The sequence below is a fragment of the Chloroflexota bacterium genome, from assembly GCA_018648225.1.
Classification (GTDB): Bacteria; Chloroflexota; Anaerolineae; order Anaerolineales; family UBA11858; genus NIOZ-UU35.
Window position 1 is genome coordinate 16,732 of sequence record JABGRQ010000113.1, and the last position, 26,390, is coordinate 43,121.

At 52.5% G+C, this 26,390-nt stretch carries 23 protein-coding genes; 7 read left to right on the forward strand and 16 right to left on the reverse strand.

Annotated features, from left to right (window positions below; translation table 11 throughout):
• Positions 1 to 151: 151 nt before the first annotated feature.
• The 8 genes from HN413_11170 to HN413_11205 all read right to left on the reverse strand — a co-directional run bounded on the left by HN413_11170 (position 152) and on the right by HN413_11205 (position 8,318).
• A complete protein-coding gene (locus HN413_11170) occupies positions 152 to 1,846 on the reverse strand; it encodes an ATP-binding protein (GenBank protein MBT3390957.1) in 1,695 nt (564 codons plus the stop codon).
• 117 nt (positions 1,847 to 1,963) lie between these two features.
• On the reverse strand, positions 1,964 to 2,794 hold the full coding sequence (locus HN413_11175; protein MBT3390958.1) for a DUF3800 domain-containing protein: 831 nt from the start codon (positions 2,792 to 2,794) through the stop codon (positions 1,964 to 1,966).
• 2 nt (positions 2,795 to 2,796) lie between these two features.
• Entirely contained in the window at positions 2,797 to 3,402 is a 606-nt protein-coding gene (locus HN413_11180) for a hypothetical protein (GenBank protein MBT3390959.1), read from the reverse strand.
• Between the two features lie 33 nt (positions 3,403 to 3,435).
• Positions 3,436 to 4,611: a DNA double-strand break repair nuclease NurA gene (locus HN413_11185; protein ID MBT3390960.1), complete on the reverse strand. Its 1,176-nt coding sequence runs from the start codon at positions 4,609 to 4,611 to the stop codon at positions 3,436 to 3,438.
• Between the two features lie 139 nt (positions 4,612 to 4,750).
• Positions 4,751 to 5,620, reverse strand: coding sequence for a hypothetical protein (locus HN413_11190; protein ID MBT3390961.1), 870 nt, complete (start codon positions 5,618 to 5,620; stop codon positions 4,751 to 4,753).
• 565 nt (positions 5,621 to 6,185) lie between these two features.
• Positions 6,186 to 6,584, reverse strand: coding sequence for a response regulator (locus HN413_11195; GenBank protein ID MBT3390962.1), 399 nt, complete (start codon positions 6,582 to 6,584; stop codon positions 6,186 to 6,188).
• Entirely contained in the window at positions 6,581 to 7,861 is a 1,281-nt protein-coding gene (locus tag HN413_11200; protein ID MBT3390963.1) for a HAMP domain-containing histidine kinase, read from the reverse strand. Before HN413_11200 ends, HN413_11195 begins: the two co-directional genes overlap by 4 nt.
• 19 nt (positions 7,862 to 7,880) lie before the next feature.
• Entirely contained in the window at positions 7,881 to 8,318 is a 438-nt protein-coding gene (locus HN413_11205) for a MerR family DNA-binding transcriptional regulator (GenBank protein ID MBT3390964.1), read from the reverse strand.
• A 156-nt stretch (positions 8,319 to 8,474) separates the two neighbouring features.
• On the opposite strand from HN413_11205, the gene HN413_11210 reads away from it, so the two are divergent.
• Positions 8,475 to 9,383 carry a hypothetical protein gene (locus HN413_11210; GenBank protein MBT3390965.1) on the forward strand — a complete coding sequence of 303 codons (909 nt, stop codon included), beginning with the start codon at positions 8,475 to 8,477 and terminating at the stop codon, positions 9,381 to 9,383.
• Between the two features lie 67 nt (positions 9,384 to 9,450).
• Positions 9,451 to 10,248, forward strand: a complete 798-nt coding sequence (locus HN413_11215) for a DUF92 domain-containing protein (GenBank protein ID MBT3390966.1) — start codon at positions 9,451 to 9,453, stop codon at positions 10,246 to 10,248.
• Here the strand turns inward: HN413_11215 and HN413_11220 are convergent.
• Together HN413_11220 and HN413_11225 are read right to left on the reverse strand one after the other, a co-directional pair.
• Positions 10,245 to 11,402 carry a glycosyltransferase gene (locus HN413_11220; GenBank protein MBT3390967.1) on the reverse strand — a complete coding sequence of 386 codons (1,158 nt, stop codon included), beginning with the start codon at positions 11,400 to 11,402 and terminating at the stop codon, positions 10,245 to 10,247. The two genes, HN413_11215 and HN413_11220, sit on opposite strands and share 4 nt — an antisense overlap.
• On the reverse strand, positions 11,402 to 13,996 hold the full coding sequence (locus tag HN413_11225; protein ID MBT3390968.1) for an SMC family ATPase: 2,595 nt from the start codon (positions 13,994 to 13,996) through the stop codon (positions 11,402 to 11,404). The genes HN413_11220 and HN413_11225 overlap by 1 nt, the downstream gene beginning before the upstream one ends.
• Before the next feature lie 85 nt (positions 13,997 to 14,081).
• On the opposite strand from HN413_11225, the gene HN413_11230 reads away from it, so the two are divergent.
• On the forward strand, positions 14,082 to 14,933 hold the full coding sequence (locus HN413_11230; protein MBT3390969.1) for a hypothetical protein: 852 nt from the start codon (positions 14,082 to 14,084) through the stop codon (positions 14,931 to 14,933).
• Between the two features lie 10 nt (positions 14,934 to 14,943).
• On the opposite strand, the gene HN413_11235 is transcribed toward HN413_11230, so the two are convergent.
• The 5 genes from HN413_11235 to amrB all read right to left on the reverse strand — a co-directional run bounded on the left by HN413_11235 (position 14,944) and on the right by amrB (position 21,150).
• The gene (locus HN413_11235; GenBank protein ID MBT3390970.1) at positions 14,944 to 15,567 is read right to left on the reverse strand and encodes a Crp/Fnr family transcriptional regulator; all 624 of its coding nucleotides are present in this window, start codon (positions 15,565 to 15,567) and stop codon (positions 14,944 to 14,946) included.
• A 92-nt stretch (positions 15,568 to 15,659) separates the two neighbouring features.
• Positions 15,660 to 16,166, reverse strand: a complete 507-nt coding sequence (locus tag HN413_11240; protein ID MBT3390971.1) for a phosphoribosyltransferase — start codon at positions 16,164 to 16,166, stop codon at positions 15,660 to 15,662.
• 132 nt (positions 16,167 to 16,298) lie between these two features.
• Positions 16,299 to 18,848, reverse strand: a complete 2,550-nt coding sequence (priA, locus tag HN413_11245) for a primosomal protein N' (protein MBT3390972.1) — start codon at positions 18,846 to 18,848, stop codon at positions 16,299 to 16,301.
• A gap of 99 nt (positions 18,849 to 18,947) precedes the next feature.
• A complete protein-coding gene (locus HN413_11250) occupies positions 18,948 to 20,285 on the reverse strand; it encodes an HlyC/CorC family transporter (GenBank protein MBT3390973.1) in 1,338 nt (445 codons plus the stop codon).
• A gap of 10 nt (positions 20,286 to 20,295) precedes the next feature.
• Complete coding sequence (amrB, locus tag HN413_11255; GenBank protein MBT3390974.1) at positions 20,296 to 21,150, reverse strand: AmmeMemoRadiSam system protein B; 855 nt, start codon at positions 21,148 to 21,150, stop codon at positions 20,296 to 20,298.
• Between the two features lie 512 nt (positions 21,151 to 21,662).
• Between amrB and HN413_11260 the strand changes: the two genes are divergently transcribed.
• From HN413_11260 to HN413_11275, 4 genes are all read left to right on the forward strand, one after another.
• Positions 21,663 to 22,898 (forward strand): MFS transporter, encoded by a 1,236-nt coding sequence (locus HN413_11260; GenBank protein MBT3390975.1) that lies wholly within the window; start codon positions 21,663 to 21,665, stop codon positions 22,896 to 22,898.
• A 57-nt stretch (positions 22,899 to 22,955) separates the two neighbouring features.
• A complete protein-coding gene (locus tag HN413_11265) occupies positions 22,956 to 23,963 on the forward strand; it encodes a GNAT family N-acetyltransferase (GenBank protein MBT3390976.1) in 1,008 nt (335 codons plus the stop codon).
• A 117-nt stretch (positions 23,964 to 24,080) separates the two neighbouring features.
• Complete coding sequence (locus HN413_11270) at positions 24,081 to 25,097, forward strand: GNAT family N-acetyltransferase (GenBank protein MBT3390977.1); 1,017 nt, start codon at positions 24,081 to 24,083, stop codon at positions 25,095 to 25,097.
• Between the two features lie 71 nt (positions 25,098 to 25,168).
• Positions 25,169 to 25,768, forward strand: a complete 600-nt coding sequence (locus tag HN413_11275) for an HAD family phosphatase (protein MBT3390978.1) — start codon at positions 25,169 to 25,171, stop codon at positions 25,766 to 25,768.
• On the opposite strand, the gene HN413_11280 is transcribed toward HN413_11275, so the two are convergent.
• The coding region (locus HN413_11280) for a GGDEF domain-containing protein (protein MBT3390979.1) at positions 25,765 to 26,390 on the reverse strand (626 nt) is incomplete at its 5' end. The genes HN413_11275 and HN413_11280 overlap by 4 nt on opposite strands.

Sequence of the window (26,390 nt, forward strand, 5' to 3'; positions counted from 1 at the left end):
TCATCTCCCAAATGTATAATAACCCCCTCTTTCTTCAAAGTGGCATATTTCCTGAATGCAAAGACATTTGTCCATATAGCCCCCATATGAAATTACACTGCAACATGAGCTATATCATAGTCCGAAATTTTCGTGTGCGGCAGCGTAGGAACTAGAAGCCTAATTCACGTAAATTTTGTTCAGCATCAAATTTCTTTTTTCCGAGTAACTCATCCCAGAAGCGATCGTCATAACGACGGGAACGAACCGGCAACGGCATGGGAACTCCCCACCCGAGGAGCAGGACTTCCTCTTTCGGCTGGAGGCGGGCCAGCATTCCCCGAAGGGAATCTCGCCCCGAAAGGCCAGAGAGTACCGCGCGCAGATCATCTTCATCACCCAGCCAGCCTGAGATACGCGTCCCCAACTGCGACATGACTTCGTCGTAAATTTGCGAGGGGCGCTGGTCAATAATCAGCAGGGTGACGTAATATTTGCGCAGCTCGCGGGCAATGGTACTGAAGGTAGTCTGGCGTGCCATCTCACGGTTGAGCAGTTTGTGGGCTTCTTCCACGGCAATGACCAGGGGGCGCGGCTCATTTCTGCCCGAACTGCGAAAGGCATTAGCGCTGGCTTCCCAGCGATTGCGGATATGGCGGGTGAGCAAATTGCTGACTAAAAGATAATCGAGATCGCTTTCGTGGTCGCCAAAGGAAAGCACAATATGCTGCCCGGCTTCAAGGGCTTTAACAATTTCATTGATGCCGTCCGAAGATGGGTTTTCAACGATATATTCGGTATTGAACAAGCGTCGCATTTTGTTGTGCAGGCCTTCTGCGGCAGCCAGATTGACGCCTTCGGCATTGGCCCAATAAGCCACGCTATCGGGCGCGGGGATTTTCTTGCCATCTTCAGTTTCGATGACGGAGCCTACTTTGAGTTGGCGAAATTCGTTAAACCAGTTTTGCGGACCAAAGGTCTTTTGCAAAGCATCCAAAGTAGTGGGGGTGGTTTCGCGCAAATTTAGTTCGCGCGCCAGCAATTCCACATCGGCGGGGCGAATATCGCGCATGGCAATTTCCAGGTTGAAATCGGCGGCCTGCCCGCGGATCAGGGCGCCTGCACCCAGGCCCACCACGCGCACCTTCGAGCGGAATTTGGCCTTCAACCCAACCACACGCTCGCCAGTGTCAGAGGCGGTATCATCCAGGCCGTATTCATTGTGCATATCAAAAATCAGCACGGAGGCTTTATCATACTGGATCAATCCGGCCAGCACCATTCGGGTGAGGAAAGATTTTCCCGTGCCGGTTGCACCGAAAATTCCGGAGGAGCGCTGGATAAATTTCTCCATATTGATGCGCACGGGATGTCCCTGCTCGCGCGTGTAGCCGATGACAAAATTGCCTTTTTCATCCTTGCCAAAAATTTCAGCAATATCGCCCTCATGCGCCAAATAAACTTGGGAGTGATGCGGCGGTACGGTTTTGACGGGTACGGGGCGCGGTTGGTCACGCAAGCCGGAATCGATCGCTGAGAGCCAGCGCGCGTAGTCAGGCGATTCCATATCGGGGCCAACATCCAACATCAGGGCGGGGAGAATTTCCAAATTGGTGTAGAGGGTTTGTCCGTGGAGTAGTTTCGCGATTTCGGCAGGCAGGCGCGCTTGGCTTTGCTCATCGGCAAAACGCGGGTCGGTGGCGCCGAGTTGAATATCCGTCACCAGCCCGTAGAAATGCCAGGGCAGATTATCAATGACCACAAAGGCGCCTTCTTGCACCTCCTGGGAGGGCACTTGCAACCGGGCGCGGAAACTCTCTTTTAGTCCGCCGCCGACGATATAGCCAATGGATTTTCGATTTTGCATACTAATTCCTACTTGTGTATTCCTATGAAATCATGCTATACTGATCATGCGTGACCTAATTAGCCCATTTGGTTAAGGCGGCCATGCCCAGTGCCCGCTTGAAGCGGGCATTTTTCTTTAAACATGTACGATCCCCATGCCATATGGATCTTTTCTTGAGGCCTCTAATAGTAGGCGAGGATGCAATAAATCAAATAATCGATCCACATTGTAACGTTTGAGGCTTCCGCGTGGATATAGTTTCTGATAAAGTAGGTACGCAGATACATCAACCATTTGAACAAAATAACTATGTTTAGAATCTCGAATTACAGGATCATCGACAATCTGAGTACAAAGTTTTTGTCGGGTTCCCCCACCATATAGATTTGGAACCGGGTTGTAAGCTCGCATTTTTCGAAGCAAACGACGCAACATCGGCTCATCGTTTTGATCAGCAAAAATCATTCCATTAGCTGGTACAGTTATCCCTTCAAATCTTTGATATTCAAGAAAATTATGAAATCGTTGAATTAACCGTTCCCATGCAATTAGATTTATGGGAGTTTCCTTTCTATAGTTTACCTTATTGACATGAACATGAATAAACTGAATATCAATTAAATCCAAAGCGATTCTTTGAATATAATCTCTAAGAGTTGCAACTCGATTTTTCTTGTTCCCCATTAAATCATGAAATTTCTGTTTACTTCGATTTCGCCCTAACCAATCAGCAATATGAATTTCTGTACGCACGGGAAGTCCATAGGCTTGTTTCAAATAGTATCGTATTTGACGATGTTGCTCAAAAATAACTCTCCAGCGATCTACAGGAATAATCACACCTGAAAGTATGTAATGTTGGGAATTACTTCTATCGGGTTGAAGAATTCCTGGGTCACCGGATTCATCAACATAAATTAAATAAGTTCTGGGGCAAATTGTTACTCCTGAGATTTGATTACCCATCCTCACACCTCCCTGACATCGCTCAACGCGCCCAGCACACCCATCAGCGCAGGATAATCATCGCGCAGCAGGGCAATCAATTCGCGCGTGGCGGCTTCTGTCCATTGGGGAGAGCCTTTCTGGGCGTGGGCAGCGCTGGCTTGTTCAAGATGCGCGGCCAGCAATTCACCCACAGGGGCATCCTGGGCGCGTAAAATATGCCGAAAATAGCCGAAACGCCCCTGCGATGTAAAATCGCACAACTCTTTCGGGCTGCATTGGTAGATCACATCCAGGCTGAGCGGAGGGCGCGGCGGCAACAGGTGGCGAATCGCGCCATTCTGCTGGTAGCCCACGGTCAACACGCTAATTTCGATGGGAACATTGCGATTGATGCGATTGTCAGCGACTACGTTTTCGTCCACGCGGTCGGCGGTGACAAGTTGCCGCACGATTCCATCATCATCAATGCGGATGTCGTGAATCAGACCATACACATGGTAGCCCTCCCCCAGGGGCGCACGAACCAACCCCCCAAAGGTAGGCGCATCCACTTGCGAAACACGGCAACCGGCCACAAATCCAGTGGTTCCGGCGCGTAATAAACGTCCAATCTCAATCGCTGTCATCGTTATTCCCTCTCGTTCGTGTGCTTCGTGGTTTTACGAAACCGACACATCTTTTGCCGCTTGCTTGAACGAACCTTCGCTGAATTCGATGCCATGTTTCTGCAATTCCAGCGCGATCATATTTTCAACCTGCTGGGCTTCATCGCGGCTGACCACTGCAACCTCGTGCGAGCGGTGCAAAATATAGGGGTAAGGCCGCCCTCCCAGAATATGAGACTGGTGCAGCAAAATGGCGTGCAGTTGGTCGAGCATGGCGGCATTGGCAGCCACCCAGGCAGGAATTTCGACGCGCACCGTGTAGGGCTTGCGGGGGTTGCGGCTGACATTCAGATAAAAGAAATGCAACGCTAACTCCGCCGTATACAACTCGGCATTGCGCGATTGAATGCCCAAAACAGCTGAACGCTCGCCGGGACGCAAAATTTCGGCAAAGAGATCAGCATCGGCGAGTTGCAAAAATGGGCGATGCGTGCGTCCGGCTTTCTCAATTTCATCCAGGGGTAGAAGCGCAATCTCCAACAGGCGTACCAGCAAGTCGCCGCGCGGCTTGTCGATATACCCGGCAGTCGATGCGCCAATGCGGTGCAACCGGCGCAAGGCAGCCAAATATTCTTTGAAGCGTTTCTCATATTCCCCGGTTTCCAAAGAAACTTCGCTCCCCACCCAAAGCTCCAGCGGCCCATCCGTGAGCGTAATCGCGGGGGATGGCAAATCTTCGGCCAATTCCGCCAGCAATGTGCGCTCGCGCAGATCGCGCAGCAATGCTACCATGCGCTCGTTGATATACCCGCCGCCCACATACATTTGGTCGTCATAATACAGCTTACTCTGAACATCGGTAGTTGGGGCATCCGGCTCGCCATGCTGCATCTGGATAGCCCCCACATTAACCAGACAAAAATCGACCGAGGCATGCCGATTGGGATTGATCTGGGAACCATCGGCGGCGAGCAGCGTGGCGGCGGCGGGGACCTCGGGGCTGGCTGCACGGGTAAGCAGATTCTCGTCCCGGGGCAGGGCACAGCGCAAATTCGGATTCGCCTGAAGGGCAGCATCTACCTTGAGCTGCAATTCGTCCAATTTCTCAGCCCAATCGGAGAGCGCCTGGAGTGCTTTCTCACGAGTTTCGCGCATGTGCTGCGCTCGCAGAGGAGCATCTTTTCCCATTTCGATAATTTGTTGGCGCACTTGCTGGAAATCAATTGCCATAGCGATTCCTTTAGAACATTTGTTTGGGATTATAAAGGGAAATCCAATCTAGGGCAAGGCGCAACCAGACCCAGCGGCGAAAGCTACACTGGATCTGGTTTCAGGATAACCCCCATACTAGATGTGAGCGATATTTCACTTAGCGCGCCAGCGGTAAATCTTGGAATAGCCCTGAGTGTTTGCCATTTGTGCGATTGCTCTCTTTTTCAAGATGGCCTTCATCATTCAGTGGCACAATCACGGTGCTGTTGCCATGTTGTGCCAGCACGCGAATTCGTTCCAGTTCCAGCCATTGCATATCGGCATCAGTGAAATGGTCGAATGCCTGGCGCATAATCTGATAGGCTTCAGCATCTGCTTGTGCTTGGTGCCGCCGCTGATGCGCAGCCTCAATGGTTTGAATAACGCGTTGCGGCAAATTAACATTCAGCGCCGACACACGATATACCTCAATGCCAGAATTAGCCAGTCGCACGGCTGCCCGTTGACGAAGTTCACGCTTCAAGCGACTTTGCACACCGGTCTGCAGCAGTTCATCCATAAAACGCTGCTCAAGAAGCTCGCGCAGGCAATCGCTGACATGGGTGTTTACCAGCATATCGGCCTTTTTGGGTAAAACTCGCGTCATTCCTGGGCATCGCTCCGGGGCTAATTTTTCTGGCGTTAATTTGTAAACCAACATCCACTCCACCGAGAGCGTGTGTCCATCTCTGGTCAGCGCCTGAGTTGAACCTTTGGCAATTGTCACTGCAACCGAAATTTTTTCCCAGATATATTCAATACCCGGCGGAATCCAGCGCACCCCTGCAGGGAGGAAGCGCGAAAAGGCTTGCGTTTGCCGATAGCGCACAACTGCAACTTCCAGTTCGCGAACAACAGTAAATCCACGGAGAATATAAATCACACCGACGCTGATCGGGATGCTAATCAGCGCAACCATCCAGCCGCCTATATATGCGGCGATGGCTGCTAAACCGCCAAAAATAGCCATTTCACGTTTCCAGTTCACAGGCTCCTCCTCATGTTATTTTCGCAAGATTTGGAAAATAACCTCGACCTATTTACTCGAATTCTGCGTAATTAAGTGCGCCAGACAACTTCGCACGCCGCCCAAATAATCATGGCAGCAACTATCAAGAATATGAATACCTGCATCATCATAGCCATGTCGCGTCCTTTCACTTATGGAGAGTTGTTCTCGTTAGTAATGACTATACTGAATATAGCAAATATATGTATTATTGTCAATACCTAAGGTAACAAAAAAGCCGCTTTCACGGCTTTTTTTGGAGCAGGTATCACGGTACTTAACCGTGGAGCCGTTGATGGAGCGAGTTTTTCGACCAAAAACACACTTTATGGCGACAAAATTGCTGGATTTGAGCTATTTTCGGCCGAAATCCCGCTGATTTAGGCCAAAACGCAAGCATTTGCGGACCTCAATGCTCACATGCGGCACCTTCGGCACTGACCACGGTTAAGTGCGGTGCTACCTGGAGCACAAGCAGGATAATTCCTATGAATTCGCCTAAAATGGATGGCTAACACCCATACAGACAGAGTTATATGTGGCGCTATTCGCCCCCCAACACGCCATCAACAACTTCTTTCAAAGCAGAGGGACGCACCGGTTTACGGACAATCTGTGCTGTGCCTAATTCGTTGAGCCGCTGGCGAACTTCGGGGCGATCCACAACCGTCAAAACCACCACCGGCACATCAATCGCATATTTTTCGCGAAACAATCCTAGAATGTCCAGTCCGGGATAACGCCCAAATGTGTGCTCTTCCATACCGGGGCGCAAAATCATATCCAGCAACACCAGATCCGCGGCGCGGATTTTCTCAATGGCCCCCAGCACTTCTTGAACTGTATTCAAGCGAACGACCTGGTATCCGGCCCGCTCAAGGGGGCGAACCACGGGATCAATGATCTCGATATCATCTTCAATCCAAATAATTGTCTTGCTCATTTTTCAGTCTCCTTGGGCTGCCGGTAGGGCAAAGTCACTGTGAACTTGGTCAGGTGAGGCTTTCCTTCGGGGTCGGATGTTTCTGATTTTAACCGGCTCTCAACTTCGATCGTCCCGTGGTGCTCATGAATGATCTGTTTGACGAGGCTCAACCCCTTCCCTGCCCCCGTACGAAATTCCCCCTCGGTTAAAACGCCCTGATAGCCATCTTCAAAGATTTTGTTTTCAGCGATTTCTTCAGGCAAAATGCCCACGCCATAATTATTAATCTCAAATCTACAGGAGTCCTGCGCAGGATAGGCTCGAATCTCAACAAAACGATAGCGGCCATAGCCTCCCCGAAAAGAATATTTAACCGCATTATGCACAAGGTTATTGACGGCGTGCTGCATGTGGCTTTTAGAGATCTCCAGCTTCTGAGTGTGGATTTCTTGAATCTTGACCACAACATCCACCTGACGTCGCTTGGCTTCAGCTTCGTAGACGCGCTTGGCCTCATAGATCAATGGCGCAATTGTTTGTAACTCAAATTTATAGTCTCCCAAATAAAATCCTAAATTCTGAATTACTGTATCCAAAGCCAAAGCGCTAAAAAGCACATCGTTGGCAATTTGGCGAATATCTTGAGGAAGATCGGTTGCTTCCAGCATCATATTTTCGGCATTGGCGATCACGGCTTGCAAACGAGTTTGAATTTCATGTGTGATGCGGTCAACATTCGTTATAAGGCGTTCTTCTTCATCGATGAAGCGATAAAACCAGCGCTCGATACGCTGCAACATGTCACGCCGTTTGCGCAGTTCTTGAAGCGAGAAACTCTTTACATTTCCAAAAGCCTCCTGCACTTGTTGAATCTGCTTATCGTTCAGGTTAAGTTCGCCCACCGTCTGTTCCAGACGCGCCAGCGCTTCAAATTGATACGCATCATCCAAAATACGTATTTCGCCGTAAACCAATACACTGCGAGTATTGCCGCGCACTGTTACCGGAACCGCCTGGTTATACAACCCGGCATGACATAACATCAGGCGCGTTTCCGTTTCATTGAACGCCGATAAAGCCCGCCGACACTGATCGGCATTGCAGAGTTCTTCCCCTCCAAATTCATGAATTAATTGGCAAAACGGCTCAAAACGCTCTTTGGATAAATCCGTAATGAACTCATCAAGATCGCCATTCTTAAGCTCATACAACCCAATCGGCAGATTTGTCGCTTGGGTGAATAAATCGAGCAAATCTGCTTGGGCTTGTTTACGCTGAAGTTCCAGATCTATCATTGATACTCCCCTTTCTTGTCTAGGCACAACCACCACATGAATGTTCCCATAAGACACGTATAATCTCACAAAAAACCTTGTCCCCTGGTTCATACTGTTCGAGGGCAATTTGCATCAGTTGTTTCAATGTCTCGGGAGAAACTTCGGGGAACTCAGCCAGCTCATACAGGCCTGTCAGATCGTTCTCAAAGAATTTTCGCAAAGATACAGCTTCGGAAATCCGCCGCAGACTGGCGTTATCGCCCAGATTAATGGCGCGCTCATAGCGCTTGCTGAGTTGTTCTTTCTGGCGTTCGCTGATGGCATTGACATGCTCCTGCGCATACTCGCGCTGCCCTGAAATATCACGTTGAATTGGCGGTAGCAATTCCTCGCGCTCCCAGCGAAAGATGGTACTCTTTGAGATGCCGAACATCTGGCAAATTTCTACAGTGGAATAAACGGGTTCATCACTCATGGCGTTTTTTACTCGATTTAGTGTAGTCCCCTTCGTATCAATATTAAAACATATTAGCTATATCTATAGTATTTTCTCTTTCTCATGGTACTACTATCTTCATTTTTTGTCAAATCAGCAGATTCTTTGCGTGAAGCCGTGGTATAAATGTTCCCTATGAATGAAAGTAGCAGTTTCTATCCCCCGCGGCGCGCAGGCAGCATCTTCCAGGTTAGCGCAATCATTGTGTTGATTGTGGCAACTATCTGGGGATTTTGGATGGCTACCGAAGCGCAAGTTGGCCCGGTTTTCTTGCTCTATCTACTGCCGGCGCTGGTTGCTATCCCGCTGATCCCCACACTCGCTTATCGGCTCTATACGTTGCAAAATTCCAGCTATACCATCGAGCGCGATCATATTCGCTTGCAATGGGGCTGGCGCGTCGAGAAAATCCCAACCAACGATATTCTCTGGGTGCGCCCCGCTTCCGATCTGGAAATCCCCCTGCCCCTGCCGCGTTTCCGTTGGCCGGGCGCCATGCTAGGGATCACCCGCCTGCCCGACAGCCGGCCAGTGGAGTTTTTTGCTTCGGCATCCAAACAGCTTATTCTCATTGGCACGGTTGAGCGCGCCTATGCCATCTCACCCAATAATATCCAGGGTTTTCTGGAAAGTTACCAGCGAGTAATTGAACTGGGCTCGCTAAACCCATCGCATCCAGAAGCGATCTACCCCAGTTTTATCTTTTCACGCGCCTGGCAAGCCCGTCCGGCGCGGGCGTTGTTTCTCATTGGCGCCCTGCTCAATGTAGCCTTGCTGGCCGCAGCCCTGCTATCTATTCCGCAACATCCCCAAATCTCAATGGGCTTCACGCCCGGCGGCCTGCCCCGAGAGCCGCTGCCCGGGGTACAAATTCTGTTTTTGCCTGTATTCAGCAGTTTTATCTACATTGTAAACGGCGTGATCGGGTTGGTCTTCTTTCGCAATTCGGGCGAGCGCCCCTGGGCCTATATACTCTGGATCGTCAGTTGTGTTGCGGCTATATTATTCTCCCTGGCGTTTATTTTGATCTTGCAAACGGGCTAAAAAGCCATATTTTATCCACACATCACTACCATTTATCCACAGATATTCACAACTTATCCACAAATTTATGCAAATTCTAATTGGTTTCCTTGCCGGTATTGTCATTAGTCTGGTTGCCTGGCGGGCTGGTTCGCTTTCTCGCAGCGGTGCCATCGCCGCCGCGCTGACGGGCGGGCTGATCTTTGGCCTGGGCGGGCTGCCCTGGGCGGCGTTGCTGTTAACTTTCTTCGTCACATCCAGCGCACTTTCTAAAACTTTCAAACAGCGCAAAATAGCCCTCAGCGAGAAATTTGCCAAAGGCAGCCAGCGTGACTGGCAGCAAGTGCTTGCCAATGGCGGGCTGGGGTCAGTGCTGGTGATTTGGGCTTTTCTCCAGCCGGAAAACCCGCTGCCGTGGCTCGCCTATCTGGGGGCAATGGCAACCGTCAATGCCGACACCTGGGCAACCGAGTTGGGCGTGCTCAGCCGCAGGCCGCCGCGCCTGATTACAAATGGTCAGGTAGTGGAAGCGGGAACCTCGGGGGGAATCTCGTTTTTCGGGACGCTCTCAACCCTGAGCGGAGCCGCGTTGGTGGGGCTGGTGGGAGCAGCGTTCTACCTCGGGGCGGGCGCGTGGCCTATGTGGCTGGCAGCCACCCTCGGGGGAGTTTGCGGTTCCCTGCTCGATTCGCTGCTGGGCGCCACGGTTCAGGCGATCTACTTCTGCGCTGATTGTCAAAAAGAGACCGAACGCCATCCCGTGCATTCTTGCGGATCAGAAACCAGGCAAATCCGCGGCTGGCACTGGCTGAATAATGATTTGGTCAATTTCATCGCTTCGCTAGCGGGGGCCGGGATTACCCTGGCGGTTTGGCAAATTTTCTAACGCCCCTGATATTGCCGCCCTTTCCAGGTGACGCCACGGCCAAAGAGTACTTTATAGGCCGATGCAAACATCATCGCCGCGAAGATTGCCGCGCCGAGGGGTAGGGTGAACGCATACCAGCCTGAAATTTGAAAAGCCTGCGCTGAGCGAGCACGCCAGTAGAGCAAAAAGCCCCATACCAGCAGCGCTTCGAGTGTCACCACGAACGCGGGTAAGCCGCCCGCCGCGGCGAACCAGAGCAATCCGGCCAGCAGCCAGGCAGGCAGCGCCAGCGCGCCCATTAGCGCGGCGAAGGCGCCAAATGCCAGTAAACCCAAACGGTCGCGTAACCCTAAAAAAATATTCTTGGTCCAGCCTTCCCACATTTCGGGCAGGGATGTGTACATACGCGTGCGCGCCACGGCGCGCCCATCCGCAATGAAAAGACGATAGCCCGCGCCTTTGACAACTTCGGCGAAGGCTTTATCTTCGTCGATGCGATTATGAACGGCCCTATGGCCGCCAACGTCTTCATAGGCAGCCCGACAAATGAGGAAAAACTGGCCGTTGGCAATTGCTTCGGGTTTTGCGGGATCGTTGACTTGCCGGGCGGGAAAGCCAAAGGCCAACCCGGTGAATACCAGCGGCAGGACGGCTTTCTCCCAAAAAGTGCCCAACTCCTGATCGGTGAGCAGGGTGAACAGATCGGCTTGCTGTTCACCTGCTGCGAGACAAGCGCTGGAAATTAAATGTTGGTGGGCGAAGGTGTCCGCATCGACAAAGCACAGCCATTCGCCGCGGGCAATTTCGACGCCCTGCACCAGGGCATGGGGTTTCCCCGCCCATTCTGGGGGCTTTTCCCTGCCCGTCAATACACGCAAACGCGCAGCTTGCGCGGCAAGTTCTGCCAGAATTTGGGGGGTGGCATCGGTAGAGCGATCATCCACCACAATAAGTTCGAAATTGGGATACGATTGCGCCAGCAAAGTTTCCGCGCAACGACGGATATTGCGGGCTTCGTTGCGCGCCGGAACAATGATGGAAATTAGTGGGGCTGGTGCATCCGGGGGTAAAGGCGCCGGGGAGATGGCAACTTCAATAGCAACGCGGCTATGAAGCCAATAGATGAGTATCAGCGCAATCAAACAGGCAAGGGAAGAAAACAGCATGGGCATCAGATGACCTTCACCACACTGCCGTGTGGGGTTTTCTCCACTTCAATGCGCGCCGGGAAGGCATCTTTGAGCGAGTCGATATGCGTGATGACCAGAATTTTGGCAAAATCGGCTTTGACCAGGTTGATGGCTTCGAGTAAGCGTTGGCGTCCAACTTCATCCTGGCTGCCGAAGCCTTCATCAATGACCAGAGTTTGCAGCCGCGCTCCGGCACGCTGGGCCAATACTTCGGAGAGCGCCAGTCGGATGGCGAAATTAACCCGAAAGGCCTCCCCGCCGCTGTAGAGTTCGTAATCGCGCAAACCGGCGCTGTCGCTGATGCGAATATCGAGGGTTTCTTTGAGATGCTCGCGGGTTTTAAGTTCGCGTTGTGTATCAAAGCGAATGAACATTTCGCCGCCGCTGAGCCGGTCAAGAATATCATTGGCGCGGGTTTCAATTTGCGGCAAGGCCTGTTCGATGAGCAACGCGGGAACGCCATCTTTGCCAAAGGCGGTTTCGAGTTGTTTGTATTGCCCGCTGCGTTTGGCGAGGCTTTGGCGCTCGGCTTCAAGTTCTTTGCGGCGCAGGCGCAGATCGTCCAGTACCTGCACATTTTGTTGTGCTGCGCCCACTTCCATGCGCAGGCGATTTTCCTGTTCTTGCAGATCAAGCAAGGCTAACCGCGCCTGACGCAGATCGGGGGCGCTTTGTTCGGCCTCAGCTACTATCTGTTCGGCGGCGGTGAAATCTTGTTCCAACGCGGCGATACTTTGCGCCAAATGCTCAAGCTGCACTTCGATTTCGGCGATTTCACGCGCGATAGGCTCGTTGGCTGCTTTGGCTTTTTCCAAAGTCAACCGCTCTTCTTCGATGCTGTGTAATTCTCGCTCAGTTTTACGGGCAATATCGTGAGCGGCGGCATCGTAGCCGATCGCTTTGAGTTCAGCGTCAATCTGGGCCAATTCGGCGCGGGCAGATGGGTTAAAGGTTTCATGTTGAAGGTTATAGGTTATTTCATCAAGCCGCGGCTGAACTTCTTGTTCCCAGGCGGCTTGCGCAACTTCGGCCTGTTCGATCTGCGCGGCGAGTTGGTCGTATTGGCGCGCTTTTGTGCGCAGGTCTTCATCAACGGATTGGAGATTGGTAATTTGCAATTGGAGATTGCTGACAAGCTCGTCGGCTTCTTTTAGCAGATCACGATTGGAGCGGTGCTTGTCACCCATTTCAGTTCCCTGGGCGGCGAGGTCATCAATCAGGCGTTGGCGTTCATCGGGGCTGAGCGGTTGTTCGCACAGCGGACAGCACGACTCGCTTTCATCGGCGGCGATTAAACGGTCAATGCGCGCTTTGAGTTCGTCCATATCGGCTTTGAGACGCGGATTCTCGGCCTTTGCCGCGGCGAGACGTTCGTGAGCCGTAGTCAGTTCGGCTTCAAGGAATTGGCGCGTTTCGATTTGGGATTGAAGAGAAGTAATTTGCAGTTGGAGCGCATCACGCGTTGAGCGCTGATGGCTAGCCACTGACCACTGCTCACTGATCGCCACCTGTTGTTCCTGAAGGGTTTTTAATTCCTGAGAAAGGCGGGCGCTTTCGGCATCGATGCGGCTTAACGGTTCCTGACGGCGTTTTTCGTGCTCACGGAATTCTCCGGCGGTTTCATCCCAGCGCGCCAGGTCGACGCGGATTTGCTGCCAACGCTGATGATCGTGCTCGATTTCGGGGGCACGCGCCAAAATCTGAGCGTAGGATTCGCTCTCTTTTTGCCGATCCGCTAATTTTTCAGTCAATGAAGCGCGGCGCTCTTTTTCGGCAACCAGACGTTGAGCGAGCGCGTCGCGCCCTTTGCGCCGTTCATCCAATAATTGATTGAGTTGTTTGATCTGTTCCAGACTCGCTTCTTGCAGGGTGCGCCCTTCAGCAATCTGTTTAAGCGCGCTTTCCAAATCTTTCAGGCGTTTTTTGCGGACGGTTTCCTCAGAGAGTTCAGCATGAATTTCCGATAAACGTCCATCCAGGGCGGCGATCTGGCTTTCGATTTGTTTACGCTGATCACCCGCGCGTTTGCGGTAGGTTTCCCACACCTCGAGGCCAAGAATGCTGGCTAAAATGCGTTTGCGGTCACTGGCGCGTTGTTGAGTAAACTGGTCGGCCTTGCCCTGCAAGAAAAAAGCCGCGTTGACAAAAGTTTCATAATCCAGACGCAAAGTCTCTTCAATGCGTTGCTGTGTCTCGCGAATGGTGCGCTCACTGATCGATTTCCAGGCGGGGGCGCTCGGAACACTAACGCCTGACTCGCCATTCGCACTTTGCTGCGCAATATTGAATTCTAGCATCCCGGCCTTGCCGCGCGGGTTGTTGCGTTTGATCTGGTAACGGTTTTCTTCGTAGTGGAAGCTAAAAATGACTTCAGCCTGTTCGGATTGATTATTGATGATGGTATCGCCGCGCTGGCGAGCCTGACCAAACAAAACCCAGGTGATGGCATCCAAAATAGAAGATTTGCCTGCCCCGTTGGCCCCGGCGATACACGCCAGATCGAAAGCGGTGAAATCGATCTCGACGGGGTCTTGATAGGAGAGAAAACCAGAAAGTGTAAGGGAGATGGGGATCATAAAGGGTTTGAAAGTTGGCGAGTTGAAAGTTAATGGTTGGCAGGTTGATTATAACAAAGCAACAGGGGTATAGTACAATTTTGCCATGATAGCACCAAAGACGAAACAATCTATTCCCCGCCGCGTAGCCGCCGCGCTCGGTTGGACACGCGCAAGCTACTACTTGATGAGTGTTTTTTTGCTGACGGTTTTTCTGATTGTGTATGTCTGGTGGCCGCTGGCTGAGGCATATTTGGCCCTGATCGACTGGTCTGGCCCGTGGTGGCGCTATTTCGACTGGCTGCTGATCGGCATCTTTCTGGTGATGTCGCTGCTGATTATGGCCGGGGCAGACCTGCGCAAGGATGTGTGGATTGTCTTTGTGGGCATGGTCGGCGGCCTGGTGATCGAAAGTTGGGGCACGCAAACCGAAATTTGGACGTATTACACTGCCGAGCGCCCGCCGTTGTGGATTATCCCTGCCTGGCCAATTGCGAGCCTTTCGATTGATCGATTGGTGCGGATTTTGGATAAGTTAACCACGAAGACTCAAAGACACCAAGAGAAAAAACTTCGTGCCTTTGTGCCTTTGTGGTTCATAAAACTCAGTTACTGGTTGATATTCGGTATTTTTTATGGCCTGATGCTTGCCTTTGTCTGGCCGACGCTGGACAAATCGCTGACCATCATGGCGCTAATTTTGGTGGGTTTCTTGACCCTCACACCCACAGATCATCGCATCGCTGTGCTGACCTTCATCGCCGGGAGCGGATTGGGCTATTATTTGGAATTATGGGGAACCACACGCCTGTGCTGGACGTATTACACTCTGGAAACGCCCCCGCTCTTTGCTGTGCTGGCGCATGGTATGGCAGCGGTGGCCTTTTGGCGCACGGTGAAGGTTTTGCAATTATTTTGGTCGCTTCGGCTTCGTGGTCTAGTTGGTCAGACCCATTAGACCCATTCGGCTACTGAACGTCTCCGTCGGGCGAATGTGCCCATTCCATTAGTTTTTCTGCTTCCAGAATAACAATTTTGTTGCGCGAAACTGAAATTGCGCCGCTCAGTTCCAATTTGCGTAACGAACGTGCCACAACTTCGCGTACAGTCCCTACACGAACGGCTAAATCATCCTGTGTCAGACGCTGCCCCGGATGGCCGGTTAACTGTTCGGGCGATAAGCTGCTCAACAACCGCGCCAATCGCGTTGTCACCTGGTAAAACGATAGTTCCTCAACCATGCTTACCAGCATACGCAAATTTTGTGCTAAATTGAGTATGATCGTTTGCGCTAATTGGGGGTGTTCAGACAACGCTGCGCGAATGGCCGCCGCGTTGACAATCCATAATTCGCTTTCTTCAAGCGCCGAAACCGTTACTGGATTGCCCCCTTGATCGAAAACTGGCACTTCGTTGAAAGACTCGCCAGTTTCCAGCACGTTCAACACCAACTCGCGCCCCTGAGGCGATATTTTTGATAGTTTCACACTGCCGCGGCGAATAATGTACAACCCTTCGCTGAGATCATCTTCCAAAAAAATCATCTCATCGGCCGAAAAACTATGTAACTGCGTAGCGCTTGCCAATGGCATTAAAATTTCATCACCAATATTGGAAAAATAACGGCACCTTCGCAGTGCCGTTATTTTTTCTGTTTTACTGGCTGAAATCCGCTGCATGGCGATTAACCTTCGCCCATTGGCGCACCCAAAATACGGTCGGGGCCGCGGTCAATCTCCCAGGGGTAAACAATATGTGCATCGGTCACGGCGGCGTAATAATCGGGGCGTGCCGTGCCAAACAAATTGCGGTACGGATTGAAATGTAATACACCGGTATAAGGAACACCCCCCGCCGAGCCAACCCGATTACGCACCGCCGTGATGGTGCGGCCCGACCCCCAGACATCATCCACAACCAAAATGCGACGGGCTTCCAATAACTCATCCTCAGGGAACTGCATAAATTCCGGCCAGGCAAAGAGCCGCGAATAATCACGCTCCATCTCAGCCGGAAAATTCACCGCGGCGGTGAGTACATGTGTAATGCCCAACGCCTCCGCCAGCATTCCGCCCGGAATAATACCCCCGCGAGTAATCATCACCATACCATCGAACTCAAGATCAAATTGGGGAATCAGGTGATCGATCAACCGGTCAACTTCGTCCCAGGAAAGAAACTCGTGACGCATGGGCATTAGCATTATTCTCCAGAAGCGTTGCCCTCACCCCTGCCCTCTCCCACAGGGCGAGGGGGTTGTGTTAGGGAAAGCTTGTGTTTCCTCTCCCGCTGGGAGGGGCTAGGGTGTTTTTGGCTTATCAAATTATAGCAAAGAAATCGGATCCACCTCAACGCGGCACGATTTTAGCAGATATTCATCCAGCCCGGCGGTGGGGTTCGGGCCGCGCAGTAAAATTTGCCAGCGATAAATGCCAGAAACGCGGCTAAAAAAGCACGGTACCGGGCCAATAATTTCATTGCGTTGATCGTCCAGGGCGGCGAGCTGACGAGCTGCGCTCTGGGCGGATTCTTCTACCTGGGCGGCATCCTGCCCACGGAATTCTAAACGCGCCAAACGCGCAAAGGGTGGATAACCCAACTCCCGACGATAGGCGATCTCCTGGCGGTAAAATTCCCGGTAACTGTGTTGAGACGCAGTCTGAATGACATAATGCTCCGGCTGGAAAGTTTGTAAAATCATCTGCCCGCCCAACGGACTGCGCCCGGCGCGCCCGGCCACCTGTGTAAGCACCTGAAAGACGCGTTCCGTGGCGCGGTAATCGGGTAAATTCAAGCCCACATCGGCCAGCACCGCCCCCACCAGCGTCACCAGCGGCAAATCCAGGCCCTTGGCAAGCATCTGCGTGCCGATCAGTACATCGGCTTCGTGGGCGGCGAACTGGCTCAAAATGGCATCGTGAGAACCTTTTTTACGGGTTGTACTCCAATCCCAACGCAGGGTGCGCGCGCCGGGGAACAAGGCCTGCACCTCGCTCTCGACCTTTTCGGTTCCGGTACCATATTGCCGAATTTTGGTTCCGCCGCACTGCGGGCATTTGGTGGGCATTTGGCGGCGATAATTGCAGCGATGGCAAAGCAGAGCGTTTGAACGTTCATCTGCATGAACGTGATACGTTAGCGGAATATCACAACGCGGGCACTGGAGCGAATAACCGCATTCGCGACAAAAAACATACGTGGCTGTACCGCGCCGGTTGAGAAACAGAATCGCCTGCTGACCGTGTTCCAGCACATGCGCCAACGCAGCCTGCAAAGATTGGCTAAAAATAGAGCGGTTGCCCGCTTTCAGTTCAGCGCGCATATCCACAACGTTCACCGGGGGCAGATCAATCGTCTCGGCGTCATGCTCCAGGGGCTGATAGCGGCTATGCGAAACCTGCCAGGCAGCAATCGCTTGTTTGTGTGCCAGAATGCGGTCGGGGAGGCTCAGGGGCGTCCACTCGCCGCGGGCGGCGCGGTAGGTGCTGACTACATCGGGAGTAGCCGATCCCATCAGGCAGACCGCACCCACCTGGAGGGCGTACGCCGCCGCCGCTTCACGCGCATGGTAACTCGGCGCAGGTTCCCCCTGATAATACGAGCCATCATGACACTCATCCACCACAATCAACCCGACATTGGCAAAAGGCGTAAAGAGCGCGCTGCGCGGCCCCACTACCACATCAATCTCGCCGCTGCGGGCGCGGCGCCAGGTATCATAACGCTCGCCTGCCGACAGCCCGGAATGCACCAGGCCCACGCGATCGGGGAAGCGCGCCACGAAACGCCGCACAGTTTGCGGCGTGAGGGCGATTTCGGGAACCAGGATGATGGCCTGCCGCCCTTGCTGCAAGGTTTCGGCGACGGCGCGCAGATAGATTTCGGTTTTGCCCGAACCGGTGACGCCGTAGAGCAGGCAGGGCGCCGCGGACTCGCCCGCGGCGGTTTGCCGAAGAGCGGCTTCTACCTGCGCCCAAACATCGGCCTGTGCCCGCGTCAACTCGGGGGGAGTCTCGGCAACGAATTCTATCCCTTCGAGCGGGTCGCGCCAGACTTGCTCTTCCTCGATGGCAATCAGCCCGCGGGCGGCGAGCTGATTCAGGTCTGCGGAATTTCCCCCGCTGAGTTCATATAATTTTTTCGCCGGGAGTTTGTCTTGCTGCGCCAACAGCGCTTGCAATATTTTCTGCCGCCGGGCCAGCGCCGGGCTGTCTTTGCGCCCCAGCGAATCCATTTGGGCCGCGGCTGCCTCCGGGGAGGCCAGCAAGCGCGCCACGCGTTCTTTTTTTACGGATACGGTCGGTTCGGTGAGGATAGCCTGACTGGTCAGCATACCGCGGCGCGCCAACGCCCCCGCAGTTGCCCGCCAGCGTTTACGCGGCAAATGATGGTCAATCTGACGGCCGCGCAATGGGCCGCGCTCGGCGAGCAGGGCGAGAAGTTTCCATTGGGGTTTGGTCAATTCTTGACCGGAGATCAGAGACGGAAGACCGCTGACATCGGTCGTTGCTTGCTTCCCGCCTTCTGTTAACTCGTACAACGTATCCGCCATCTGGCTGAGGCCGGGCGGCAGCATCAGATTCAGACAAGCCGCCAAAGGGGTCAGCGATTGTGTGGCGATATGCTGCGCCAGCCGAATTTGCGCCGCTGAGAGCACCGGTTGCGGGTCTAGAAGTGACATCACCGGGCGCGTTTCCGGTGTGCTGGCTTCGGTCACAGTCTGCAGCACCACGCCCTGCACGGTCTGACGTCCAAAGGGCACCGTGACCAAATGCCCGGTTGAGATTTTTCCTTCCAGTTCAGGGGGTAAATGGTAATGAAAAACCCCAGAAACCTGGGAGATATTCACAACCACTTCTACAAAAATGGTCATAGAGAAAGCGTAACGCAAAGTCGCCAGGATGCGAAGGCGCAAAGAATTTTTACAGCTTTCTTTGTGTCTTTGCTCCCTTGCGGCTTTGCGTTAAAAAAATTATGCATCCGCCGGGGCTTTTTCAACACGACTTAGGGAGAGCTGTTCAATGCGCATCCCATCCATTTTGATCACTTTCAGACACAAGCCCAGGCCAATATTGATGCTGTCTCCAATTTCGGGCATTCTGTCGAGCATCCCGAGGACATAACCGGCAATCGTATCGTAATGTGGCGCATCGAGCGTCAGCTCCAGTTTTTCGTTGACTTCTTCGATGAGCGCCAACCCCTCGATGATAACCGTGCCATCGGCCTGGACTTGTATTTCAGGATGCGGCGAATCAAAGGGATCGCTGACTTCACCGATAATTTCTTCCATAATGTCTTCAAGCGTCACCACGCCTGCTGTGCCCCCAAATTCGTCAATCACAATGGCAATATGCTGGCGACGGTCGCGCAATTGTTGTAACACATTCTTAAGCGGCAAACTCTCCGGCACAAAAAGGGCTTCGCGCGCCAGCGTGCGCGCCGTGCTGTTTTTGCGATCTGGGTCTTGTTGTGCGCGCAACAGGTCGCGAATATGCACCACGCCCAGAATTGTGTCGAGATCATCCTGATAAACCGGGAATTTACTGAAGGTGGACTCAATTGCCACGGCGATGCTGTTTTCTAACGATGTGTCGGCTTCGAGCGCGGTAACTTCGGTGCGCGGGTTCATTACCTGACGAACGAGGAGATTATTAATATTAAATATAGCGTGCAGCATTTCGCTTTCTTCAGAACCGACCACGCCGCCTTCTGCGCTGGCAGTCACCAGCATTTTCAATTCTTCTACGGAATGAACCAGTTCATGACCTTCGGCAGGCTCCACGCCGACAAGCTTTAGCAAATAATTCCCAGTACCATTCAACGCCCAAATAAAGGGTTTAAAAATCCATTCGGTCCAAAGGGTGGGGCGAGCTACCCATAGTGATGTACCCTCTGGATTTTGAAGTGCGATTGATTTCGGCGCGAGTTCACCAACCACAACGTGCAAAAACGTAATGATCGCAAAAGATATCCCCGCGGCAATACTGTGCGAAACATCACTTTGTATATCGATAGGGAATAGTTGAATCAGCGGTTCCAGAAGATGTGACAGGGCCGGTTCACCCACCCAGCCCAACCCCAAACTGGCTAATGTGATCCCTAATTGCGTAGCCGCGATGACACGATCCGGGTTTTCCAGCGCTTTTTGCACCCAGCGCGCCGCCAGGTTGCCCTGAGCTACCAGTTCGGCAATGCGTGTACGGCGCACACTCACCAGAGCAAATTCGGCGGCAACAAAAAAGCCATTGGCCAGAACCAGAAAGAAAACCCCTACAAGTTTGAGTAAATCTATTCCGATGGTTTGTTCCATTATTTTTTCTCTACCTTTGATCGAATGTTCGCGTGATTACCGCTGCGCCGTAACCCACGACCTGCGAAAAATCGCCGCTGATATCGCCAGATGTGGCATAGTTGAGAATCGTTGCTGAGGTAGCGCCGAGTTCTTTGGCTGCCCAAATCACAGCGGTCAACGCGCCGCGCCCGCAAGCAAAGCCCTTTCCCTCGCGCTCAGCCTGGAAAATAGCCTCCGGTTCGAGGGCCGCGATATGTTTCAGGATGACCTGGTCGAGGGAGTGGGCCACACTTCGAGGGTAGAAATGCGACAGGTCGGTGCTGGCCACAAGGAGGGAGTCACGCCCGGCCAAAATTTTAGCCAGCCCCTGCCCCAGGGCACGCGCAACCCGCGGAGTTTGATCGCGCACCATCACCGGCAGCAGGGAAAATTCCCCAACCAATGCTCGTTGCAAGAAAGGCAATTCAATCTCCAGAGAATGTTCATCGTCATTACGAACAGGTGCAAGCCCAAAACCCAGCGACTTCGTGAGGCGGGTATCTAACTCGGCAACCGCGGCCTGATCGATCATAATTGGCCCCAGCGGAGTTTGGTAGGCATCATGCCCGGAAGTCAGCAGGGGTTGGCTGTATGCGCGATGCATGGGAGAGACAACCACCACCAGTTCGGGGGACATGCCGCGAGCCAACGCAAAAGCATGCCCAGCTACCGGTCCGGAATATCGATGCCCCGCATGTGGGACAACGAAAGCCATAATTTCTTTCGGCTGCACAAGAGACTCTGTGCAGGACATGTATCCATCCAGACTGGCAGCCAATTGTTTCGGGTTATCTGGATACCAGCGTCCCGCAATTGGTGAAGGGCGAATATCAGTTAGCGTCATTATATATTCCAAAAATGGGCGATCATTCTCGTGCCACCTTGATTTTAGCACACCAGAGCTGCGATTCGGGGTATGTGTTTGGGGTCGAGCAAAAGACCTCCGAGATTTTATTGGGATTAATTTTGGATGCGCATTCTGATGTAAAAATCTCGGAGGTCTGTGTGCATAAATGAGTAGAAGATTAAAACCTTGACACGTCTTTTGCACTCATGATAGACTCCACGAGCTAAAATCTTTGAAAGGAGAGCGCACGAAAATGACAAGCTATTTCACGATGCAAGTTAAAGTCCGCCGCTCTGCCAATATTGGTGGAGATGTTTTGCTGGCTCGGAGTGCGCCTACTGCCTGAGAGATTTAGTCTAGCCTAAATCGCCAAAGCCACGGGTGTACTTCAAGCCCCGTGGCTTTTTGATTCGCTCGCGCGCGAAGTTGAACCTCTATAAAAGGTCACGGGAAAGATGCCCCGTGGCTTTTTTATTTTCTTCAAACGAGGATGAGAGAGAAGGACAAACATGCAAACAACAACGAAGAAAGAGAAGAAAGAACCGCTGCTCAGCAATATCCTCAAATTGTTTATGTTCGCTATGGTGTTGGCAAATATCGCGGGCAGTATGTATGGTTCATTGCTACCGCTTTACCTGAAAAGCCTCAATGCCAATGTGCTGCAAGTTGGGTTGTTTTTTACCCTGTCGAATATTCTGCCATTAATTTTGCAGATTTTGGGCGGATGGATATCGGACTCGCTGGGTCGCTTGCGTAGTATCGCCATGGGCAGCGTTGCCGGAGTCATTGCGCATATCGGCATTGTGTTGGCGCCTACCTGGCAGTGGGTGTTGTTCGGGGAAGGTTTTGGCGCTATCACCCGTTCGCTGGTTGGCCCCAGTTTTAGTTCGTTTATCGCCGACCAGTCAGCCGAAAAAAACCGCGCCCGCGTCTTTGGCATCACCGAGAGCATTTTTATGCTGGTGGTCGTCATCGGCCCGCCGCTGGGCGGCTGGTTGGCCGATGCGTACGGCTTCAAGTTCATGCTAATTATTGCAGCGGTTCTGTATACCTTCGCGGCGTTAATTCGCATTGGCATGGCGCGCACGGCAGCCAAAGGCGCGGAAGCAAACCCCGAAAAACTATCGCTGGCTAGTTTGAAAGAAAAGCTTAGCGCAATGACCGTGCTGCTGCTAGCCGGGGGTGTGATGACCTGGGTGCTAGTTACCGATGGTGTACGCGATATCGCCTATACGATGTCTTTTACACTGGAATCACTCTATCTGAACGAAATCGGCGGGCTGACGATGAAGCAAATCGGCTTCCTGGGATCAATTTTTGGCATTTGTAATATGATCACCACCATTCCAGCGGGCAAATTGGCCGACAAGAAAGGCGAACGCGTCGCTATTGCGGGCGGTTTTTTGCTGGATGCTATCGGGCTAATTATCTTCCTCAATGTATACAGTTTTTGGGGTTACGCGATCGCCTGGGGCGTTTTTGGAATTGGGGTAGGCCTGATGTCACCCGCCTACCAATCGCTGATCAGCAAAGCTGTCCCCGAAAAATTGCGCGGCACGGCCTTTGGTCTGCTGCATAGCAGCCTGGGGCTATTCTCGCTTCCTGCTCCGGCAATCGGCGCGCGATTGTGGACTCGCTACACGCCACAGACGCCCTTCCGCATCACAGCCGGTGTCGCCTTGCTTACCATAATCCCGGTCTGGCTAAAGTTTAAGCTACCGGATGATGAGAATGAAGAAAAATAAATTCATAAGTCCCAGTGCCCATACACTGGGGGACGCCTTTTCGCACAGGAGAAAAACATGACGACAAAAAAAACGCTGATTATCCCAGAATCACCCCCAATTCCAGGATTGAACGTCCGCTACTTTGAGGGTGAATCGGATTATCCAAACATCATCGCAGTTTTCGATGCTTGTAAAATTGTTGACGATGTGGAGTACAGTCTCACACTGGAAGGTGTGAAGCACCACTTTGAACATATCATCAACAGCGACCCCTTCACAGATATGATTTTTGTGGAAGTGGATGGGCAAGTGGTGGCCTACGGGCGCGTGGGATGGTATGAGGAGAGCAACGGAAATTACATCTACTATACCCTGGGGTGGGTACACCCCAAATGGCGGCGCAAAGGCATTGGCACGGCAATTTTGAAGCACAATGAGCGCCGTGCCCGCGAGATTGCGGCCAAACATCCAGCGGACGCGCCCAAATTTTTCCAGACCGATCACAGCGACAAACAACCCGGCGTGGCAGCCTTGCTAAAGGCTAATAGCTACGAAGAAACTCGTTGGGGCTATGAGATGCAGCGTCCAACCGATGCCCCCTTGCCCGATGCGCCTATGTCGGAGGGTTTGGAAGTGCGCCCGGTGGATGAAGCGCATTATCGCCCGATCTGGGATGCGGACAACGAAGCTTTTCGCGATCATTGGGGCCACAGCGAGCGCACAGAAGAAGAATATCAGCGCTGGCTGGCCGAACCGGTAATTTTCACGCCCCACCTATGGAAAATTGCCTGGGACGGCGACGAAGTGGTCGGGATGGTGCGCAATTTTGTAGACGAAGATGAAAATAAAGAATATGACCGCAAACGCGGCTACACCGAATTCATCTCTGTGCGCAAACCCTGGCGACGACGCGGCGTAGCCCGCTCGCTGCTGGTGCAAAGCATCGAAATGTTCCGCGAGATGGGCTTTGCTGAGACCGTTTTGGGCGTAGATACGCAGAACCCCAACCACGCGCTCAATTTATATGAGGGTGTAGGGTATCAGGTGATACGCAAAAATACATTGTATCGGAAAGAATTGTAGTAAAAAGCCCTCTCCCACCCCCAATCACTATGTTAGTTTCCCCCTCCCTCTCCCAATTGTGGGAGAGGGAGGGGGTGGCCCGAAGGGCCGGGGGAGGGTGAGGGCAAGGAGAATATCATGACAACAACACTACCAGACGGCTTTACTGCCCGTCCTTCATCGCTGGACGAAATCCCTGTCGCGGTTGAGTTTTTCAATGCCCATTCGATGCATTATTTGGGCATTGAGAATCAACAGGAGAGTTCCACCAGAGCCGAATGGACGATTCCAAAATACAACCCCGCCACGGATTCCCGCATGGTTTATGCTCCCACGGGCGAACTGGTGGGCTACATCGAAGCATGGACGATTGATAACCCGCCGGTGCAATCCTGGGTATGGTATCGCGTGCATCCCGACTATGAAGGTATAGGCATCGGCGAGTGGCTGCTGGAGTGGGGCGAAGCGCGCGTTCGTCAGGTCATTCCGAGTTGTGCTGACGATTTACGCGTAGTCTATCGCAGTGGGGTTAACACCCAGATCACTGTAAATAAACAGCAGATGGAAGCTTTTGGGATGCAGCTCATTCGGCATTTCTTTCGTATGCTCATCGAGTTTGACGCCCCGCCCCCGGCTCCGGCATGGCCTAAGGGCATCACCGTACACACGCCGGATGATCCTGAAGCTGAAATTGAAGCCATTTACCGCGCCGATAATGAAGCCTTCCGCGATCATTTTGGGCATATAGAGCAGCCCTTTGAAGACGGCTTCCCTGAATTTCGGCATTGGTTTTTGAATAATAATGAGATACATGATCCATCCATGTGGTATCTGGCAATGGATGGCGACAAAATTGCTGGCATTGCCTTGTGCATCAAACGCGATCCCGAAGACAAAGAATGCGGTCACATAGAGAGCCTGGCAGTGCTGCGCCCGTATCGGCGGCGTGGGTTGGGGTTGGCGCTGCTGCATCACGCTTTTGGCGAGTACTATCACCGCGGCTACAAACGGGTTTCGCTGGGCGTGGATGCACAGAATTTGACCGGTGCTTTAGGACTCTACAAACGCGCCGGGATGCATGTCAGCCGTCAATTTGATATGTACGAGAAAGAACTGCGCCCCGGCAAAGAAATTAGTGTAAAATCATTGACGTAAATCTTTAGCCACAGAGATCACAGAGTGATTTATTATTTCTCCGTGATCTCTGTGGCAGAATGGAGAATTTTATGATTACTACAATATTATGGGACATTGGCGGCGTGATTTTGCGGACAGAAGATCCTGGTTCGCGCGAGCAACTCGCCGCAGATTTGGGGCTGACGCGCCACGAGTTAGAGAAACTGGTCTTTGGGGGCGATCTCGGCACGCGCGCCCAAAAAGGTGAGATCACCCCCGAGGAACTGTGGGCCTCTGCAAGGTCCGCGCTGAAGCTTCCCTCCGATGCCTATCCAGACTTTGGCGAGCGTTTTTTCGGCGGTGACCGCATAGATCACGATCTGGTCAATTTTATCCGCAGCCTGAAACCGCGCTACAAAATCGGCATTATCAGCAATGCCTGGAAAGATTTACCCACGGCACTGACGCGCTGGGGCATCGCCGATGCGTTTGAAATGGTGGTGGGTTCAGGGGATGAAGGGATGATGAAACCCGATGCCCGCATTTATCAACTGGCTTTAGCACGGGCAGACGCCCAAGCCAACGAATGTGTTTTTGTTGATGATTTCCCCCACAATATTGAGGGCGCGCAAGCTGTGGGAATGCAGGGCATTCTGTTCCGTAGCGCTGAACAGGTAAGGAATGAGCTAAAGAATTTGCTCGAAGCTTAGCCCCTGGGGGTATATTTTTCGGCCTTCTTGGCATAGAGCGCCTGATCGGCAATGCGATATAAATCGTCGAGTGCGCGCGCATCATCGGGAAAAGTTGCGCACCCATACGAAATCCCCACTTTCAGGCCATCGTGAAGTTGTAACTCTTCCATAACTTCTTGTAACCGACGCATCAGCCTTTTCGAAATTTGGCTGTCAGCTTCGGCAAGTAGCAGTACAAATTCGTCGCCGCCGAACCGCGCCAAATAATCAGAATTACGAATGGATGCCTGAATATGCCGGGCGATCTTGCGCAAAACCTGATCGCCGCGGGGATGCCCATATAAATCATTTACCGCCTTGAAGCCATCCAAATCAAGGACAGCCAAACTAAATGAATGCCCATAACGTTCAGCACGGTGTAATTCATGGGTCAGGTGTTCGTTAAATGCCCGTCGGTTGGGTAGCCCGGTCAACATATCAGTGCGCGCCTGTCGATTGACCAGATCGTGCAAACGAGCGTTCTCAATCGCCACAGCGGCCTGATCGCCCAACAAGCGCAGCATGTGCAATTCATCTTTTGAGAAAGCCAGCAATTCCCGGAAGAAAAGGGGGAAAGAAGTTGACGGGAGATTTCGCGAAG